The sequence below is a fragment of the Brevundimonas naejangsanensis genome (assembly GCF_003627995.1).
Lineage (GTDB): Bacteria > Pseudomonadota > Alphaproteobacteria > Caulobacterales > Caulobacteraceae > Brevundimonas > Brevundimonas naejangsanensis_B.
On sequence record NZ_CP032707.1, the window covers coordinates 1316642 to 1335332 of the forward strand.

Sequence of the window (18691 nt, forward strand, 5' to 3'; positions counted from 1 at the left end):
CGAATGGCCAGCAAAATCTATCCGTCGCCCAAGGCGGCGCTGGAGGGGGTCCTGTTCGACGGCATGACCATCATGTCGGGCGGCTTCGGCCTGTCGGGCAATCCCGAGAGCCTGATCCCCGAGATCCGCGCCGCCGGGGTCAAGGACTTGACCGTCATCTCCAACAACGCCGGGGCTGACGGCTTCGGCCTGTGGATGCTGCTGGAAAGCCGCCAGGTGCGGAAGATGATCTCGTCCTACGTCGGCGAGAACAAGCTGTTCGAGAGCCAGTTCCTGTCCGGCGAGCTGGAGCTGGAGCTGAACCCGCAGGGCACCCTGGCCGAGCGCATCCGCGCGGGCGGGGCCGGCATCCCGGCCTTCTACACCCGCACGGGCGTCGGCACGGTGGTGGCCGAGGGCAAGCCGGTCGAGGAGTTCGATGGCGAGCTCTATGTGCGCGAGCGCTGGCTGCGCGCCGACCTGTCGATCATCAAGGCCTGGCGCGCCGACCCCGAGGGCAACCTGCAGTTCCGCAAGACGGCGCGGAACTTCAATCCGAACATGGCCACGGCGGGCAAGATCACCGTGGTCGAGGTCGAGGAGATCGTCGAGGCCGGGACCTTTGACCCGGACCAGGTGCACACGCCGGGCATCTTCATAGACCGCATCGTGCTCTCGACCATCAACGAGAAGCGCATCGAGAAGCTGACCACGCGTGAAAGGGAGACGGGCTGATGTCCCAGGACCACGGCTGGACCCGCGATGAAATGGCCGCCCGCGCGGCGCGCGAGCTGAAGGACGGCTTCTACGTCAACCTGGGCATCGGCATCCCGACCCTGGTGGCCAACCACATCCCCGAGGGCGTCCACGTCACGCTTCAGTCCGAGAACGGCATGCTGGGCATGGGGCCGTTTCCTTATCCGGACGAGGTCGATCCCGACCTGATCAACGCCGGCAAGCAGACGATCACGGAACTGCCGACGTCCAGCTTCTTCAGCTCGGCCGACAGCTTCGCCATGATCCGGGGCGGCCACATCGACCTGACCGTCCTGGGCGCCATGGAGGTGGCCGCCAACGGCGACATCGCCAACTGGACCATCCCCGGCAAGATGCTGAAGGGCATGGGCGGAGCCATGGACCTGGTCGCGGGGGTCAAGCGCGTGGTGGCGGTGCTGGAGCACTGCAACAAATACGGCGAGCCCAAGATCCTGGAGCGCTGCACCCTGCCGCTGACGGGGCAGGGGGTGGTCGACCTGATCATCAGCGACCTGGCCGTCTTCGCCGTCGACAAGAAGCAGGGCGGCCTGACCCTGCTGGAGCTGGCGCCGGGCGTAAGCCTCGACGAAGTGCGCCAGAAGACCGGCGCCGCCTTCGACGCGGGAGCTTTCGCATGACTCTCCTCAAGCAGGTCCGGCCCGCGGCCGGACCGATAGGAGCCTAAGATGACCCACGCTTTCATCTGCGACGCGATCCGCACCCCCATCGGCCGCTACGGCGGCGCCCTGGCCTCGGTGCGCGCCGACGATCTGGCGGCCCTGCCGCTGCAGGCGCTGCTGGCGCGCAATGCCGGGCTGGACCCGGCCGCGCTCGACGACGTCATCCTCGGCTCGGCCAATCAGGCGGGCGAGGACAACCGCAACGTCGCGCGCATGGCCGCCCTTCTGGCCGGCCTGCCGGACAGCGTCGGCGGCAACACCGTCAACCGTCTGTGCGCCTCGGGCCTGCAGGCCGTCGGCGACGCGGCGCGGGCCATCCGCGCGGGCGACGCCGACCTGATGCTGGCCGGCGGGGTCGAGAGCATGAGCCGCGCGCCCTTCGTCATGCCCAAGGCCGAGACCGCCTTCTCGCGTTCGGCGCACATTTACGACACCACCATCGGCTGGCGCTTCGTCAATCCGGCGATGAAGGCGGCCCACGGCGTCGATTCCATGCCCGAGACCGGCGAGAACGTCGCCGACGACTACGGCGTCAGCCGCGCCGACCAGGACGCCTTCGCCGTCCGCAGCCAGCAGCGCGCCGCCGCCGCCCAGGCCTCGGGCTATTTCGCCGAGGAGATCATCCCGGTCGAGATCGCCGGCAGGAAGGGCGCGGTCACCGTGGTCGAGGCGGACGAGCATCCGCGCCCGGACACGACGCTGGAGACCCTGGCCAAGCTCAAGCCCATCGTTCGCCCCGACGGCACGGTGACGGCGGGCAATGCCTCGGGCGTCAACGACGGCGCCGCCGCCATGATCGTCGCCTCCGAGGCGGCCGTGAAAGCTCACGGCCTGACCCCGCGCGCCCGGATCATCGGCATGGCCTCGGCGGGCGTGGCCCCGCGCGTCATGGGTGTCGGTCCCATCCCGGCCACGCAGAAGCTGATGGCTCGCCACGGCCTGAGCATCGTTCAGTTCGACGCCATCGAACTGAACGAGGCCTTCGCCTCGCAAGGCCTGGCGGTGCTGCGCGGCCTGGGCGTGGCCGACGACGATTCGCGCGTGAACCCCAACGGCGGCGCCATCGCCCTGGGCCACCCGCTGGGCATGTCCGGCGCGCGCATCCTGATGACCCTGGTGCATCAGCTGGAGAAGACCGGCGGGCGGTACGGCCTGGCCACCCTGTGCGTCGGAGTCGGGCAGGGGCTGGCGGTCGCGGTGGAGCGGGTCTGATGGCTGAGGTTCAATATTTCACCGCCGACGACGGCTGCCGCATCGCCTACCGCTTCGACGGGCCGGAAGAGGCGCCGGTCCTGCTGCTGTCCAACTCGCTGGGCACGACGATGGAGATGTGGGCGCCGCAGATGGCGACCTTCACCCAGCGCTTCCGCGTGCTGCGCTACGACAGCCGGGGCCACGGCCAGTCCGACACGCCCGCCGGCGCCTATTCCATGGATCGGCTGGGTCGCGACGCGGTGCTGCTGCTGGACGCCGTCGGCGTGGCTCGGGCGGACTTCTGCGGCCTGTCCAAGGGCGGCATGGTCGGCCAGTGGCTGGGCGTGCGCGCGCCCGAGCGGATCGGCAACCTGATCCTGGCCAACACCTCCGCCTACATGGGGCCGCCCTCCGGATGGCAGAACCGCATCGAAGGCGTGCTGAGGGACGGCATGACGCCCCTGGCCGAGGCCTCCATCGCCCGCTGGTTCACCCCGGCCTTCCCGTCACGTGAGCCCGAGGCCGTGGCGCCGATCCGCGAGATGCTGCTGGGGTGCGATCCGTCGGGCTACGCCGGTTGCTGCGCCGCCATTCGCGACATGGATCTGCGTCCCACGGCGTCGCTGATCGCCCTGCCGACGCTGGTGATCGCGGGGCGCCAGGACCCGTCCACTTCGGTGGAGGACGGCCGTTGGCTGGCCGATGCGGTTCGCCAGGGCCAACTGGCGGTCGTGGATGCGGCCCACCTGTCCAACGTCGAGGCCTCTTCCGAATTCTGCGCGGCGGTGCTCGGCTTTCTTTGAAGGCCGCGCAATCTTGCTGCGGCCCGCGCCTTGAGGCCCGGCGACCTTTGCCGTCCGGGTCGCGTGAGGTCGAGCCCAAGCGCGGCGGGAAACTCCGCCGACGACCTAATGGCCAAGATCCTGTCGCTCAAAATTGGCGCGGATGTAGCCGAAGCGTGAGCGGACGATCATGAAGCCGCCCTAACCCCGTCGTGGTCGCAGGCGGGGTCGGGCAGGCATGAGATTCGGTATTTCGCCACGGGCGATCACCCCCTTGGTCATGGCGGGTCTGGCGCTGGCGACGGCGGCCCTGGTCGCGGTGCGTCCGGCTCAGGCTCAGGCTCAGGCTCAGGCCTCGGCGGCGGTCGACGGACGGGCCTCCGCCGGATTGCCCCTGAGCCAGAACGGCGGGACGTGGGATTCCGGCCATGTGCAGGGCGTCGCCGTCGATCTCGAGGGCGGCTATGTCTATTACTCCTTCACCAACCTGCTGGCCAAATACGACCTCGAGGGGCGGCTGGTCGGGACCCTGGTCGGCTGGACCGGCCACCTGGGCGACCTGGCCTTCAACCCGGCCGACGGCAAGCTTTACGGCTCGCTGGAGTACAAGGCGGACCAGGCCTTCTACATCGCCGTGATCGACGTCGCCGGGCTTGACCGGATCGGCGTGGAGGCCGGCGAAAGCGCCCTGTTCCAGACGGTCCACCTGGCCGAGGTCGCCAGGGACTACGCCGCCGACATGGACGGCGACGGCCGCTTCGACGGCGACGTGGCCGCGACGCGCGACCATCGCTACGGCGCCTCGGGCATCGACGGGGTGGCCTTTGGCCCGCGCTTCGGGCGCAGCGACGGACCCTCGCTGCTGACCGTGGCCTACGGGGTCTATGGCGATGTCACGCGCACCGACAACGACCATCAGGTCCTGCTGCAATACGACATCGCCGACTGGGGTCGTCACGCCCGTCCGCTGTCCGAGGCGGAGCCGCACCGCGAGGGCCCCGCCGCCGTTGACGGCAAGTATTTCGTCCGCACCGGCAACACGACCTACGGGGTGCAGAACCTCGCCTACGACGCCACAGCCAAGCGCTGGTTCATGGGCGTCTATCAGGGCCGCAAGCCGACCTTTCCCAATTATCTGCTGTTCGCCGTCGAGGCGTCTGCCCGGCCCGCCAGGGGCGATCTGATCGGCGTGCCCGATGCGGACGGTCGGGGCTGGGAGCAGGGCCTGATCCTGCCTCTCGCTCAGGATGGGCTCAAGGATTCCGCCACGGGCCTGCGCGGCTGGCGCTGGAAGGCCGACGTGGGCCTGGCGCCGGTCGGACGCGGCCTCTTCTATGTGGCGGCCAATTCCGGCGGCAAGGGCCGCCAGACCGCGGACATCGCCCTGATGCGCTGGACCGGGGATCCGCAGACGCCCTTCGTCCCCGTCAGCGCCGACGAGCGGGCGCTGAGCCTCGGGCCTTCCACGACGCCGTGAGGTCTGGCCCGCCCCGACGAGGCGGCCCCGCTGGCTGAACCCGACGGGGGCGCCGGCGCGCCGTCCGGACCCCCGTCCTTCTCTCCCTCCCTCCCCAAGTAGATTGAGCAAGTCCCTATGAAGTCTCGTCTCCAGCACCTCGCCGGCGTGAGCCCGCGCGCCCTTCTGCTGTGTCCGCTGATGGCGGCCGCCTTCGCGGCGGCGACGCCCCAGGCGGCGCTGGCCCAGGCCGCGACGGCCCAGGCCCCCGTCGCCGCCGGCGCCCTGCGCGGCCGGGTGTTCGACACCGCCACCGGCGAATACGTCCGCAACGCCGAGGTCCGCGTCGAGGGCACGAGCCTGGTCGCCTATTCGGGCGACGGCGGCGTCTTCCGCCTGAGCGGAGTCCCAGCCGGCGAGGCCGTCCTGGTGGTCCGCTACGCCGGTCTGCGGGAGGCGCGCGCCGTCGCCAGCGTCAGCGCCGGCCAGACCACGGCCCTGGATGTCGAACTGAAGGCGCCGTCCTATGCCGCCGCCGCCGATGTGGCCTCGGTCGAGGACATCGTGGTCACGGCCGCGCGCGGCGGTCAGGCCAAGGCGCTGATGGAGCGCCGCGCCTCGATGAACGCCAAGAACGTCGTCCCAGCCGACAACTTCGGCGCCCTGACCATGGGCGACGTCGGCGAGTTCATGAAATCCATGCCGGGCCTGTCGATCGACTACACCGAGGTCGACGCCACCGCCGTGCGCATCGGCGGCCTGCCGCCCAAATACTCCACCTTCACCATGGACGGGGCCAGGATGGCCACGGCCACCTCGAACAACAACTCGGGCCGTCAGAACTCGTTCGAGCAGATGTCGATCACCGGCATCGAGACGATCGAACTGAACCACACCCTGCTGGCCAGCATGGACGCGGACTCGCCGGGCGGCAGCATCAACCTGCGCAGCAAGTACGCCTTCCAGTTGCCCGGGCGGCAGCTGCGCTTCCAGGTAGGCGGGGTGGCGACCTCGGACTCGGCCCTGTCGCGCCACTACATGCCCGACGACAAGAAGCACGCCAGCCTCTACCCCTCGGCCCAGTTCTCCTACGCCGACGTGTTCCTGGACGGCCGCCTGGGCGTCGCGGTCAGCGCCAGCCACAACGCCAACTACGTGCAGCAGGATCGCATCCAGACCGACTGGTCCTATCTGGCTGACGGCCGGGTGATCCCCTACCAGGTCATGTGGCGCCCGGGGCCGAAGCTGACCAGCCGATCCGCCGCCAACCTGGCGGTGGACTACAAGTTCACCGAGGACCTGATCTTCTCGCTGCGCAGCAACTACTCGTTCTATGACGTCGAGTATTTCAACCAGTACACCTATCTGACGTTCGGCACGACGACGCGCTCCTACGCCACGGCGGACTCGACGCCGACTCACATCGTGGTCGATCCGAACGGCGTGAACACCCGGCTGCGCACGGGCTATTCGCACCGCTATGCGGGCACGCCCTCCTATCTGATCGCGCCCAAGCTCGAGTATAAGGGCGAGACTTGGGAGGCGGCGCTGCGCGGCAGCTATTCGACCTCGGAGTTCAACTTCCGCGACAACAGCAAGGGCTTCTTCCAGCGCACCGACAGCCAGGTGACGCGGATCGGCTTCGTCATGGATCGCGATGCGCCGGACTCCAACGCCTGGAACCTGCGCCAGACCGCAGGACGTTCGTGGAGCGACCCGACGAGCTACAACCGCGACGACGACATTGGCAACAACGTCCGCACCGCCGAGTCCGACGCGATCAACGACATGTATTCGCTCAACCTGGACCTGAAGAAGCGGGTCAGCCTGGGCGACGTCCATTTCACCTTGATGGGCGGCCTTGGCGCGCGCAGCAACGACTGGCGCACGGACGAGGGCTCCTTCCAGCAGTTCCAGTACGTCGGTCCGACCGGCGACCTGACCCAGACCGCGCCCGAGGCGGTGGTGCCGTGGACCCAGAAGTACCGTTTCGAGATGATCGGCTTCGATGCGGGCAACATGAACGCCCAGGGCTGGCGCGCCGACAGCAACTACGGGCTCTACGACATCTATCGCGAGCATCCCGACTATTTCGTCGCCGACACGGTCGGCAACCTGAAGCGCCGTCTCGACAACGACAAGCGGGTCAAGGAGGACATCACCTCCGCCTATGCCGAGGCCCAGGCCGACGCCGGCCGCGCGCGCTTCGACCTGGGGCTGCGCTATGAGAAGACCGAGACGGCGGCCCGTATCGCCGTCATCCGTCCGGCCAAGGAGGTCGCGGACGCCGGCCTGGCGGTCAACACCGTCGAGGGGCTGCTGTACCAGTACAACAACGGGACCTATCAGGATCGCAAGGGCGAGTACGACGACTGGTTCTGGAGCGGCGGGGTCAAATACGACTTCACCGACAAGCTGGTCGGCCAGCTGTCCTTCAGTCAGGCGGTCCTGCGCCCCGACTACGGCAACCTGGGCGGGGTGGTGTCGGTCAACGACGACACCATGATCGTCACCGTGCCGAACCCCGAGCTGAAGCCGGAGCATTCGACCAAATACTACGCCAGCCTGCAGTACTATCTGGAGCCGGCGGGCATCATCGGCCTGTCGGCCTACCAGCTCGACATGCAGGACATGCAGGTCACCGGCATGACGGTGAATCCGGAGGACGTCGGCTTCGATCCGGCCGAGTACGCCGGCTACACCTTCCGCAGCGCCCAGAACCTGGACGGAACCAGCACCAACCGCGGCGTGGTGCTGGAATACAGCCAGCAGCTGACCTTCCTGCCGGGCGCCTGGCGCGGCCTGGGCCTGCACGGCTCGATGACCTATCTGGACCCGGACGGCGAGCGCCAGAGCACGCCCAAGCAGGCAGCCAACTGGGGCGTCCGCTACAACTTCGGCCGCTTCGACTTTCAGCTGAACGGCAACTGGCAGTCGAAATACCGCGTCAGCGGGCTGAACAACACGCCGACCACGGCCAACAACGGCATCCTCTACCACTCGCCGCGCGAGCTGTGGAACGTCAGCGTGAACTACAAGATCAATGACCGTTTCGACCTGATGCTGGCCGGTCGGAACATCTTCAACTCGCCGGATGTCATCTACTCCAACGAGCGCGATCGGGTGCAGCAGTACACCGTCTATGGCTCGATGTGGAACATCGGCGTCAAGGGCGTCTTCTGATCCCCCTGAACGTCTGAAGGCCCGGCGGCCGCGCCGTCTCGCGACGGCGCGGCCGCGGCTGGGCCGACCGGGCGGCCCCGCCGCCGGATTGCATTTCCAAAGGACATGTCATGCCTCTGATGCTTGATCGACGGCGGCTGGTGCTGGGCGGCGGCCTGGGCCTGGCCGCGCTGGGCCTGCCGGGCGGGGCGGCCCTGGCGCGCGAGATGCTCGGCGCCTCGGGCTTCACCCACGGCGTCGCCAGCGGCGAGCCGGGGCCGGACTCCCTGTTGCTGTGGAGCCGCTACGTCCCCGCGGGCGGCGCCGACGAGGTCCGCCTGGACGTCGAGATCGCCTCGGACCGCGATTTCCGTCAGATCGCGGCGCGCGGCGTGGGGCGCACCGGCGCCTATCGCGACTGGACCGTCAAGATCACCCTGGACGGGCTGAACCCCGGCGCGACCTACTGGTATCGCTTCATCGGCCCGGATGGGTCGCGGTCGCAGACGGGGCGGGCGCGGACCCTGCCGGTGGGCCGAACCGGCCGGTTCCGCATCGGCCTGTTCTCCTGCTCCAATCTGCCGATGGGCTGGTTCAACGCCTATGCCCACGCGGCGGCGCGCGACGACGTCGACCTGTGGCTGCACGTCGGCGACTATGTCTATGAATACGGCCTGGGCTCCTACGCCGTGGATGACCGCATCGCCGAGCGCGCGGTCCTGCCGGCTCACGACCACGAGATGGTCGCCCTGGCCGACTACCGTCTGCGCTTCGCCTGCTACCGCGCCGATCCCGACCTGCAGGCCCTGCACGCGGCGGCCCCCATGGTCTGCGTCTGGGACGACCATGAATCGACCAACGACAGCTGGGAGGGCGGGGCTCAGAACCACCAGTCGGCGACCGAGGGCGACTGGAGCACGCGGCGCGCCGCCGCCGTCCAGGCCTATCTGGAGTGGATGCCGATCTCGGAAGAGCCGTGGAAGGCCTACGCCATCGGCGATCTGGCCACCCTCTACCGCACGGAATCGCGCCTGATCGGCCGCACGCGCCAGGCCGACATCGGCGCCGCCTATCGCGAGGGGACGGAAGCCGCCCTGACCGCCTTTCGCGACGGCGCCTGGCAGGACGCCTCGGCCTCCATGCTGGGCTCGACGCAGGAGGCCTGGCTGGCGCGCGAACTGCGGGCCAACGCCCGGACCACGGCCTGGCAGGTGGTCGGCATGGGAACCATCATGGGCCGCACCGTCATGCCCCAGGACGCGGTCAGCTGGCTGCGGTCAGACCTCAGCGAAGGCGCCGTCCGCTCTTTCGCCAACGCCGCGCGGGCGGGCCGGGTCGGCCTGCCCATGTGGATGGACCGCTGGGACGGCTATCCGGCGGCGCGCTCGCGCTTCCTCAAGGCGGCGCAGGCGGCGGACGCCGACCTGGTCATGCTGGCGGGCGACAGCCACAACGCCTGGGCCTATTCCCTGGCCGAGGACGGACGCTCCGCCGGGGTGGAGTTCGCCGGCCAGGCCGTGACCTCCAACGGCATCGAGCGCCAGCTGGGCGTGGCGCCCTCAGTCGCCGCCCGTTCCTTCGTCGCCGCCAACCCGGAGATGGCTTGGGCCCAGACCAGCGGGCGCGGCTATATGATGATCGACATCACCCCCGAGCGCGTCGGCGGCGAATGGATCTTCATGGAGACGGTCAAGGCGCGCGGCACGGCCGTCGCCGGCGTGCACCGGATGGCGGTCGAGAAGGGCCGGCGGCGCTTCCTGGCCTGACGGTTCGCGGATTCCCGCTGCGCGGCTGCAAGAGAGGACTGGCTGATCGCGGCTTTGGCCTTCACACTGCGGCGAAAGGCGGGGCGGGTGCAGCCGCTCGCCGGTTTGGGAAGGTATGCGGCATGGTCGACACGCTTGAACTCTCGCACTGGATCGGCGGGGAGAAGGTCGGGGCCGAGCGGCCGGGCGAGCGGCGGAATCCTTCCGACACCCGCGAGGTGGTGGCCCGCACCCCTCTGGGCGGCGCCGCCGAGGTCGACCAGGCCGTCGCCGCCGCCCGCGCGGCCTTCCCCGGCTGGGCCGACGCCTCGCCCGAGGCGCGCTCGGACGTGCTGGACCGGGCCGGAACCTTGCTGATGGAGCGGCGCGAGGTCGTCGGCCGCCTGCTGTCGCGCGAGGAGGGCAAGACCCTGGCCGAAGGCATTGGCGAGACGGCCCGCGCCGCCCGCATCCTCAAGTATTTCGCGGGCGAGGCCCTGCGTCTGCACGGCCAGAACCTGGCCTCGACCCGGCCGGGCGTGGAGGTGCAGACCTATCGCCAGCCGGTCGGCGTCTTCGGCCTGATCACCCCGTGGAATTTCCCCATCGCCATTCCGGCCTGGAAGATCGCCCCCGCCGTCGCCTTCGGCAATACGGTGGTGATCAAGCCCGCCGGCCCGACCCCGGCCACGGCCGAGGCCCTGGTCGCCATCCTGCATGAGGCGGGCCTGCCGGGCGGGGTGGTCAACATGGTCATCGGCGACGGCGACGTGGGCCGCGCCATCGTCGCCCACCCCGGTGTGGACGGCGTCAGCTTCACCGGCTCGCAGGCCGTGGGCGCGAGCGTGGCCGAAGGCGCGATGAAGCGTCAGGCCCGGGTGCAGCTGGAGATGGGCGGCAAGAACCCCCTGATAGTGCTGGACGACGCCGACCTGGAGCGGGCCGTGGCCATCGCTCTCGACGGCAGCTTCTTCGCCACCGGCCAGCGCTGCACCGCCTCCAGCCGCCTGATCGTGCAGGACGGAATCCACGACCGCTTCGTCGCCGCCCTGGCCGAGAGGGTGAAGGCCCTGCGCGTCGGCGACGCGCTCGATCCGGCTACCCAGATGGGCCCGGCCGTGACCGAGGCCCAGCGTCAGGTCTCCTATGACTACATCGCCATCGCCCGGGACGGCGGCGGCCGCGTCGTCGCCGGGGGCGAGCGGTTGAGCCTCGACAAGCCCGGCTGGTACGTCCAGCCGACCCTGATCGCCGACACCCTGCCGGACGCGCGGATCAACCATGAGGAGGTGTTCGGCCCGGTCGCCTCGACCATCTGCGTCGCCTCCTATGAAGAGGCCCTGGCCATCGCCAACGGCGTCGAGTTCGGCCTGTCGGCGGGCATCGTCACCCAGTCGCTCAAGCACGCCCGGGACTTCCAGCGCCGGGCCCGGGCGGGCATGACCATGGTCAACCTGCCCACCGCCGGGGTCGACTATCACGTGCCCTTCGGCGGCACGAAGGCCTCCTCCTACGGCCCGCGCGAACAGGGCTTCGCCGCCGCCGCCTTCTACACCCAGACCAAGACCAGCTACTCGGCGGGCTGAACGACGCCGCTGGACAGGATCGGCGGGTCTGCGGCAGGCGCGGCATGAATGATGACAGGACGCCGGCGGGGCGCGGAGTTCAACCCATGACCATTCGACTTTCGCGCACCGGCCTGGCGGCGGACGGCCAGGGGCCGTTGGCGGCGTTCGTGACTTTCGTCGACACGGTGCTGCGCGGCGTCGGCCAGGTCATGCTGCAGAACAACAGCTATGCGGGCCTGCTGTTTCTGGCGGGCGTCTTCTACAATTCGCCCCTGTTCGGCTCGGCGGTTCTTCTGGGCGCGGCGACCAGCACGGCGACGGCGCGGTTGCTGGCGGCCGAGCCGGCCCAGCTGCGAGCGGGTCTGTTCGGCTTCAACGGCGCCCTGGTCGCCGTCGCCCTGATGTATTTCCTGCAGCCCGGCGTGCTGACCTGGGCGGTGGTGATCTTCGCCGCCGCCGCGTCGAGCGTGCTGATGGCGGCCATGCTCACCCTGATGAAGGTCTGGAAGGCGCCGGTGCTGACCGCGCCCTTCGTCTTCACCACCCTGTGCGTCTTCCTGGCGACCGCGCGGTTCGGCCGGCTTCAGTCCACCGACCAACTGCCGACGGCGGGCCTGCCCCACGCCGTGACGGTCGAGGGCGTGGTCACCGGCTCGACCGTGGTCGAGGGCCTGTTAAGCGGCGTGGCCCAGGTCTTCTTCCAGGCCAGCCCGATCACCGGCGGCCTGTTCCTGGCCGGTCTGCTGGTCAGTTCGCGTCAGGCGGGAGCGGCGGCGCTGGCGGGGTCGTTGATCGGCCTGATGGTGGCCTGGGGCATGGGCGCCGCAGAGCCCGCCATTCGCGCCGGCGCCTTCGGCTTCAACGCCGCCCTGACCGCCATCGCCCTGGCGAGCGTCTTCTTCCGGCCCGGCGTCGCGACCCTGGCCTACGCCGTCCTGGGGGCGGTGGCGGCGACGGTGGCCTACGCCGCCCTGTCGGCCGCCCTGGCGCCGCTCGGCATGCCCGCCCTCACTCTGCCGTTCGTCGTGGTGGTCTGGGTCTTCGTCCTGGCCGCGCCCGCCTTCTCGCGCCTGCAAAGGGTCGCCGAGGACTGAGCGGCGCCTCGCCCGGCCCAGGCAGGGGCGAAGGCTGACGTCCGAAAACGCCCCGTTCCGAGGCTGGAACCGGGGCAGCCTGACGACCCGCGGCGCCGATGCCAGCGGTCCTGAACGGCATCAGGCGCGGTCACAAATGCGCCAACTCGCCGCTTTGACCGAAGTCCGTCATTTCCCTTAGAAAAAACTCTGGCAGAACGGTGAGGCGCAAAGGCGCTCCTTGCGGACGCCGCCCATCCATCTCGGAGACGATCGACCCGCCCGTGCCAGCCAGCCTTCTCCTGATCGTCATTCTCGTCCTGCCCTTCATCGGGGCGCTGATCGCCGCGGGCCTGCCCCGGCATGCGCGCACCTCGGCGGCGGTGCTGTCCTGGATCGTGGCCCTGATCAGCGTGACCTGCCTGGCCGTCCTATGGCCGCGATTCCAGGACGGGGAGGTGCTGAAGCAGCAGATCGACTGGCTGCCCTCGCTGGGGGTCAATCTGATCATCCGGCTGGACGGGTTGTCCTGGCTGTTCAGCGCCCTGATCCTGGGGATCGGCGCTCTCGTGGTCCTCTATGCGCGCTACTACATGTCGCCCAAGGACCCGGTGCCGCGCTTCTTCTCCTTCCTGCTCGCCTTCATGGGCGCCATGCAGGGGGTCGTCCTGTCGGGCAACCTGATCCAGATGGTGGTCTTCTGGGAGCTGACCAGCCTCTTCTCCTTCCTGCTGATCGGCTACTGGCATCAGAACGCGGCGGCGCGCGACGGCGCGCGCATGGCCCTGTCGATCACCGCCACGGGCGGGGTGGCCCTGCTGGTCGGCATGATCCTGATCGGCCGCATCGCCGGCAGCTATGAGCTGGACGCCGTGGTCGCCGCGCGCGACGTGATCCTGGCCGACCCCCTCTATCCGGTCGCCCTGGCCCTGATCCTGGCGGCGGCCCTGACCAAGAGCGCCCAGTTCCCGTTCCATATCTGGCTGCCGCGCGCCATGGCCGCCCCGACGCCGGTCAGCGCCTATCTGCACTCGGCCACCATGGTGAAGGCGGGCGTCTTCCTGCTGATGCGCTTCTGGCCGATCTTCGGCGAGACCGAGATGTGGTATTTCATCGTCGGCGGGGCGGGGCTGACGACCCTGCTGCTGGGGGCCTGGTGCGCCATCTTCCAGCACGACCTGAAGGGCCTGCTGGCCTATTCGACCATCAGCCACCTGGGGCTGATCTGCCTGCTGCTGGGCCTGGGATCGGACCTGGGGGCGATCGCCGCCATCTTCCACACGGTCAACCACGCCACCTTCAAGGCCTCGCTGTTCATGGCCGCCGGCATCATCGACCACGAAGCCGGGTCGCGCGACATGCGCAAGCTCAGCGGCCTGATCCGCTACATGCCGATCACCGCCACCCTGGCCATGGTGGCCGCCGCCGCCATGGCGGGGGTGCCGTTGCTGAACGGCTTCCTGTCCAAGGAGATGTTCCTGGCCGAGGCCCTGGCCAGCGCCCAGAACAAGAGCCTGAACCAGGCCCTGCCGGTGCTGGCGACCCTGGCCAGCGCCTTCAGCGTCCTCTATTCGCTGCGCTTCATCCACAACACCTTCTTCGGCCCGCCGCCGACCAAGCTGGACCGCATTCCGCACGAGCCGCCCGCCTGGATGCGGCGCCCGGTCGAGGTGCTGGTGGCCCTGTGCCTGGTGGTCGGGGTGTTCCCGGCCGTGACGGTCGGCCCCTTCCTGCGCAGCGCCGCCGTCTCCATGCTGGGCTTCGACCTGCCTTATTACAGCCTGTCGGTGTGGCACGGCTTCAACCTGCCGCTGCTGCTGGGCGTGATCGCCATGGCGGGGGGGATCGCCCTCTACGTCGTCTTCGGCCGGGCCCTGAACGCCAATCCGCGCGGCGGCCCCTGGGGCATGAAGCGGCTGAACGGCGGCTATCTGTTCGAGCGGTCGATGGCGCTGCTGCTGCGGGTCTCAGAGACGGTGCAGAGCCGCCTCGGCACTCGGCGGCTGCAGCCGCAGCTGCGCGTGATCGTGCTGACGGCCCTGCTGGCCGGGGGTGCGGCGGCGACGACCGGCTTCGTCATCGTCTGGCCCGAGTTCCGCCCGCCCCAGCCGCACAACCTGGCCTTCGCCGCCCTGTGGCTGGTCGGCGGCGTCTGCGCCGTGGCCGCCGCCTGGCAGGCCAAATACCATCGCCTGGCGGCCGTGGCGCTGATGAGCGGGGCGGGCCTGGCCAGCTGCCTGACCTTCGTCTGGCTGTCGGCGCCGGACCTGGCCCTGACCCAGCTGGTGGTCGAGGTGGTGACGACCGTGCTGCTGCTGCTCGGCTTGCGCTGGCTGCCCAAGCGGCTGGAGGAGATCAACGTCCCCGAGCGCGAGCAGCGCCGCGCCCGTTGGCGCCGCCGTCTGGACCGGTTGATCGCCGTCGCCGCCGGCGCCGGGGTCGCCGTGCTGTCCTGGACCGTCATGGTGCGTCCGCCGGTCGAGGGCCTGTCGCGCTTCTTTGTCGAGCGCGCCTACAGCGATGCGGGCGGCCGCAACGTCGTCAACGTCATCCTGGTCGACTTCCGCGCCTTCGACACCTTCGGCGAGATCACCGTCCTGGGCGTGGTGGGGCTGACGGTGCTGGCCCTGCTGCGCCGCTTCCGGCCCGCCAGCGACAGCCTGACCCAGCCGATGCAGAAGCGGGTGCAGGACGAATCCGACCGCCTGCGCGAGGGCCGCACCGAAGGCGACACCCTCAAGGACACCATGATGATCCCCGGCGTGGTCATGCGCTGGATGTTCCCCTTCATCATCCTGCTGGCCGTGCACCTCTTCCTGCGCGGCCATGACCTGCCGGGCGGGGGCTTCGCCGCCGGGGTGGCCCTGTCGATCGCCTTCATCCTGCAGTACATGGTCTCGGGCGCGCGCTGGGTCGAGGAGCGGCTGGCGATCCGGCCCATCCTGTGGATCGGCGTCGGCCTGATGCTGGCGGCGCTCAGCGGCGCCGGGTCCTGGCTGTTCGGCCATCCCTTCCTGACGACCTATTTCCAGTACACCGACCTGCCGCTGCTGGGTCGCGTGCCCCTGGCCACCGCCGTCCTGTTCGACCTGGGGGTGGTCATCCTCGTGGTCGGGGCGACGGTGCTGATCCTGGTCGCCCTGGCCCACCAGTCGCTGCGCAAGGCCCGGGTCGACGAAGCCGCTGCCGGGGCCGCCGCCGTCGAGAGCTCCGAAGCGGGAGAGCCGTCATGATGCCGCTCGTCCTGGCCGCCGCCATCGGCGTGCTGACCGCCTCGGGGGTGTGGCTGCTGCTGCGGCCGCGCACCTTCCAGGTCATCATCGGCCTGTCGCTGATCTCCTATGCGGTCAATCTGTTCATCTTCTCCATGGGGCGGCTGCGCACCGCGGCCGCGCCCGTGACCGCCAAGGGGGCCGAGGACCCGGCCCTCTACGCCGATCCCACGCCTCAGGCCCTGGTGCTGACGGCCATCGTCATCAGCTTCGCCCTGACGGCCCTCTTCCTGGTGGTGCTGCTCGCCTCGCGCGGGGAGACCGGCAGCGACCACGTCGACGGACAGGAGCCGGCGGAATGACCCACTGGCAAGATCACCTGATCATCGGCCCCATCGTCCTGCCCATGGTCATCGCCGCGGCCATGCTGATGTTCGACGAGCGGCGCCGCCTGCTCAAGGGCGGCCTCAGCCTCTTCGCCATGGCCGCCATCCTGGTCATGGCCCTGGCCCTGCTGCACGAGAGCGCGACCGGCGCCGTCGGCGGCGGCGACACGGCGCGCGTCTATCGCCTGGGCGACTGGCCGGCGCCGTTCGGCATCGTCCTGGTGGCCGATCGCCTGTCGACCCTGATGGTGGCCCTGACCAGCGTGCTGGGGGCCTGTTCCCTGATCTTCGCCCTGGCCCGCTGGGACCGGGCCGGGCCGCGTTTCCACGCCCTGTTCCTGCTGCTGGTCATGGGGGTGAACGGGGCCTTCCTGACGGGCGATCTGTTCAACCTCTTCGTCTTCTTCGAGATCATGCTGGCGGCCTCCTACGGCCTGGCCCTGCACGGCTCGGGCGAGGCGCGCATCCGCGCAGGGCTCGCCTATATCGCGGTCAACCTGACGGCCTCCATGCTGTTCCTGATCGGGGTCAGCCTGATCTACGGCGTCACCGGCACCCTCAACATGGCCGACCTGGCCATGCGGATTCCGGGCATCGCGCCGGAGGACCGTGGCCTGTTCCACGTCGCGGCGGCGGTGCTGGGCGTGGCCTTCCTGACCAAGTGCGCCATGTGGCCGCTCGGTTTCTGGCTGACCACCACCTACACCGCCGCCAGCGCCCCGGCGGCGGCCGTCTTCGCCATCCTGTCCAAGGTCGGCGCCTATGTCGTCATCCGTCTCAGCCTGCTGCTGTTCGGGGCGGGGGCGGCCGGGTCGGCGGGCTTCGGCGAGGTCTGGCTGCTGGTCGGGGGGCTGGCCACCATCGGCTTCGGCGTGGCGGGGCTGATCGCGGCGCGCGACCTGGCCTGCGCGGCGGCCTACGCCGTCATGGTCTCGTCGGGCACTGTGCTGGCGGTGGTCGGGACCGGCGATGTCGACGCCCTGGGCGGGGCGGTCTTCTACCTGGTCGGCTCGACCCTGGCCTGCGGCGCCCTGTTCATGCTGGGCGAAGTGCTGCACCGGGGGCAGGACCCCGGCGCCCGCTCGGGTCGGGCCGTGTTCGAGGACGAGTTCAGCGACCCCTTCGACGACGAGGAGCGCAACGAGCCCGGTCTGGTCATCCCCGCCGCCGTCGCGGCCCTGGGCGGTCTGTTCCTGATCTGCACCCTGATGCTGACGGGCCTGCCGCCCCTGTCGGCCTTCATCGGCAAGCTGGCCATGATCGAGGCCCTGGCGCGCACCGGGGGCGTGGCGGCCATCCTGGTCATCATCGCCCTGTCCCTGGCCAGCCTGGGCGCCCTGATCGGTCTGACGCGCCTGGGCATGGCGGCCCTGTGGTCGCGCGACGAGGAGGAGGCGCCGGTGGTCATCGGGGCGACGGAGATGATCGCCATCACCGGCCTGCTGGGGGCCTGCGTCCTGCTGGCGGTGTTCGGCGAGGCGGCCTTCGCCTATGCGGCGCACACGGCGGACTGGCTGGGGCGGCCCGACGCCTATGTCCGCGCGGTCCTGGGCGGAGGCGCCGCATGATCAAGGCCGTCCTGCCTCACCCCTTCCTGTCGGTCGCCCTGTTCGGGGCGTCCCTGCTGCTCAGCGCCTCGGCGGCGCCGCCGGCCCTGGCTCTGGCGGCTCTGGCGGCCCTGGCCACGCCCCACATCATGCGGGCCCTAGACGTCGAGCCGGTGCGGGTGAAGAAGCCCCTGGTCATCCTGGAGCTGGCCCTGCTGGTCGCGCGCGACGTCGTGCGCTCCAACTGGGAGGTGGCCCGCATCGTCCTGAAGCGCGAACGGGCAGGGGATGCCAAGCGGGTCGCGGGCTTCGTCCACATTCCGTTGCAGATGCGCAACCGTCACGCCCTGGGCATCCTGGCCGTCATCATCACCAGCACGCCCGGCACCATCTGGGTCGAGTACGAGGAGGCCAGCGGCGTCCTGCTGCTGCACATCCTCAACCTGCGGCCCGAGGACGACTGGGCCGGGGTGATCAAGGGTCGCTACGAACGTCGCCTGATGGAGATCTTCGAATGATGGCCGCCGTCTTCTACTGGGGGATGGTGCTGACCCAACTGCTGCTGGCGGGGGCCATGGGCGTGGCCGCCTGGCGCATCGCCACCGGGCCCCGCGCCCAGGACCGCATTCTGGGCATGGACACCCTGTATCAGTCGGGGATGCTGCTGATCGTCGCCTTCGGGGTGCGCACGGGCAGCAGCCTCTATTTCTACGCGGCCCTGATCATCGGCATGGTGGGCTTCGCCTCGACCGTGGCCATGGCCAAATTCCTCATGCGCGGCGAGGTGATCGAATGACGGCGGCTGAGCTTCCGGCCTGGGTCCTGGGCCTGACCGCCCTGCTGTCGGTGACGGGGGCGGCGGTAACCCTGATCGGCGCCCTCGGGCTGATCCGGCTGCGCACCTTCTATGAGCGGGTGCACGCCCCGACCCTGGGCGCGACCCTGGGCATGGCCCTGGTGCTGGCGGGGTCGCTGGTTTTCTTCATCGCCCTGGAGAAGCGGTTCATGCCGCGCGAGCTGCTGATCGCCCTCTTCTTTACGGCCACCACGCCGGTGACGCTGATCATCCTGGCGCGCGCGGCCCTGTTCCGTGACCGCACCTCGGCCGGCGGCGCCCGCGTCCCGGCTGAAGGCGAATGCGACTGACGGCG

Annotated in this window: 15 protein-coding genes; all 15 read left to right on the forward strand. The window is 69.8% G+C overall.

Features of this window, described 5'->3' with window-relative positions; translation table 11 throughout:
• The first annotated feature begins 3 nt into the window (after positions 1-3).
• The 15 genes from D8I30_RS06175 to mnhG all read left to right on the forward strand — a co-directional run bounded on the left by D8I30_RS06175 (position 4) and on the right by mnhG (position 18686).
• Complete coding sequence (locus tag D8I30_RS06175; protein WP_121481962.1) at positions 4-714, forward strand: CoA transferase subunit A; 711 nt, start codon at positions 4-6, stop codon at positions 712-714.
• Entirely contained in the window at positions 714-1373 is a 660-nt protein-coding gene (locus D8I30_RS06180; RefSeq protein ID WP_121481963.1) for a 3-oxoacid CoA-transferase subunit B, read from the forward strand. Before D8I30_RS06175 ends, D8I30_RS06180 begins: the two co-directional genes overlap by 1 nt.
• A gap of 48 nt (positions 1374-1421) precedes the next feature.
• Entirely contained in the window at positions 1422-2627 is a 1206-nt protein-coding gene (pcaF, locus tag D8I30_RS06185) for a 3-oxoadipyl-CoA thiolase (RefSeq protein ID WP_121481964.1), read from the forward strand.
• Positions 2627-3412, forward strand: a complete 786-nt coding sequence (gene pcaD / locus D8I30_RS06190) for a 3-oxoadipate enol-lactonase (protein WP_121481965.1) — start codon at positions 2627-2629, stop codon at positions 3410-3412. The genes pcaF and pcaD overlap by 1 nt, the downstream gene beginning before the upstream one ends.
• Positions 3413-3629: 217 nt before the next feature.
• Complete coding sequence (locus tag D8I30_RS06195) at positions 3630-4868, forward strand: hypothetical protein (RefSeq protein ID WP_205570753.1); 1239 nt, start codon at positions 3630-3632, stop codon at positions 4866-4868.
• Positions 4869-4985: 117 nt separating this feature from the next.
• Positions 4986-8030 carry a TonB-dependent receptor gene (locus tag D8I30_RS06200; protein ID WP_121481966.1) on the forward strand — a complete coding sequence of 1015 codons (3045 nt, stop codon included), beginning with the start codon at positions 4986-4988 and terminating at the stop codon, positions 8028-8030.
• Between the two features lie 110 nt (positions 8031-8140).
• Positions 8141-9775: an alkaline phosphatase D family protein gene (locus D8I30_RS06205; protein WP_121481967.1), complete on the forward strand. Its 1635-nt coding sequence runs from the start codon at positions 8141-8143 to the stop codon at positions 9773-9775.
• 122 nt (positions 9776-9897) lie between these two features.
• Positions 9898-11340 carry an aldehyde dehydrogenase family protein gene (locus tag D8I30_RS06210; RefSeq protein ID WP_121481968.1) on the forward strand — a complete coding sequence of 481 codons (1443 nt, stop codon included), beginning with the start codon at positions 9898-9900 and terminating at the stop codon, positions 11338-11340.
• A gap of 86 nt (positions 11341-11426) precedes the next feature.
• Positions 11427-12416, forward strand: a complete 990-nt coding sequence (locus D8I30_RS06215) for an urea transporter (RefSeq protein WP_121481969.1) — start codon at positions 11427-11429, stop codon at positions 12414-12416.
• Positions 12417-12679: 263 nt separating this feature from the next.
• On the forward strand, positions 12680-15628 hold the full coding sequence (locus D8I30_RS06220) for a monovalent cation/H+ antiporter subunit A (RefSeq protein WP_121481970.1): 2949 nt from the start codon (positions 12680-12682) through the stop codon (positions 15626-15628).
• A complete protein-coding gene (locus D8I30_RS06225; RefSeq protein ID WP_276118904.1) occupies positions 15625-15969 on the forward strand; it encodes a Na+/H+ antiporter subunit C in 345 nt (114 codons plus the stop codon). The genes D8I30_RS06220 and D8I30_RS06225 overlap by 4 nt, the downstream gene beginning before the upstream one ends.
• Positions 15966-17561 carry a monovalent cation/H+ antiporter subunit D gene (locus tag D8I30_RS06230; protein WP_121481971.1) on the forward strand — a complete coding sequence of 532 codons (1596 nt, stop codon included), beginning with the start codon at positions 15966-15968 and terminating at the stop codon, positions 17559-17561. Before D8I30_RS06225 ends, D8I30_RS06230 begins: the two co-directional genes overlap by 4 nt.
• Positions 17558-18058: a Na+/H+ antiporter subunit E gene (locus D8I30_RS06235; protein ID WP_121481972.1), complete on the forward strand. Its 501-nt coding sequence runs from the start codon at positions 17558-17560 to the stop codon at positions 18056-18058. Before D8I30_RS06230 ends, D8I30_RS06235 begins: the two co-directional genes overlap by 4 nt.
• On the forward strand, positions 18055-18336 hold the full coding sequence (locus D8I30_RS06240) for a K+/H+ antiporter subunit F (protein WP_121481973.1): 282 nt from the start codon (positions 18055-18057) through the stop codon (positions 18334-18336). The genes D8I30_RS06235 and D8I30_RS06240 overlap by 4 nt, the downstream gene beginning before the upstream one ends.
• Positions 18333-18686: a monovalent cation/H(+) antiporter subunit G gene (mnhG, locus tag D8I30_RS06245; RefSeq protein WP_121481974.1), complete on the forward strand. Its 354-nt coding sequence runs from the start codon at positions 18333-18335 to the stop codon at positions 18684-18686. The genes D8I30_RS06240 and mnhG overlap by 4 nt, the downstream gene beginning before the upstream one ends.
• Positions 18687-18691 lie beyond the last annotated feature (5 nt).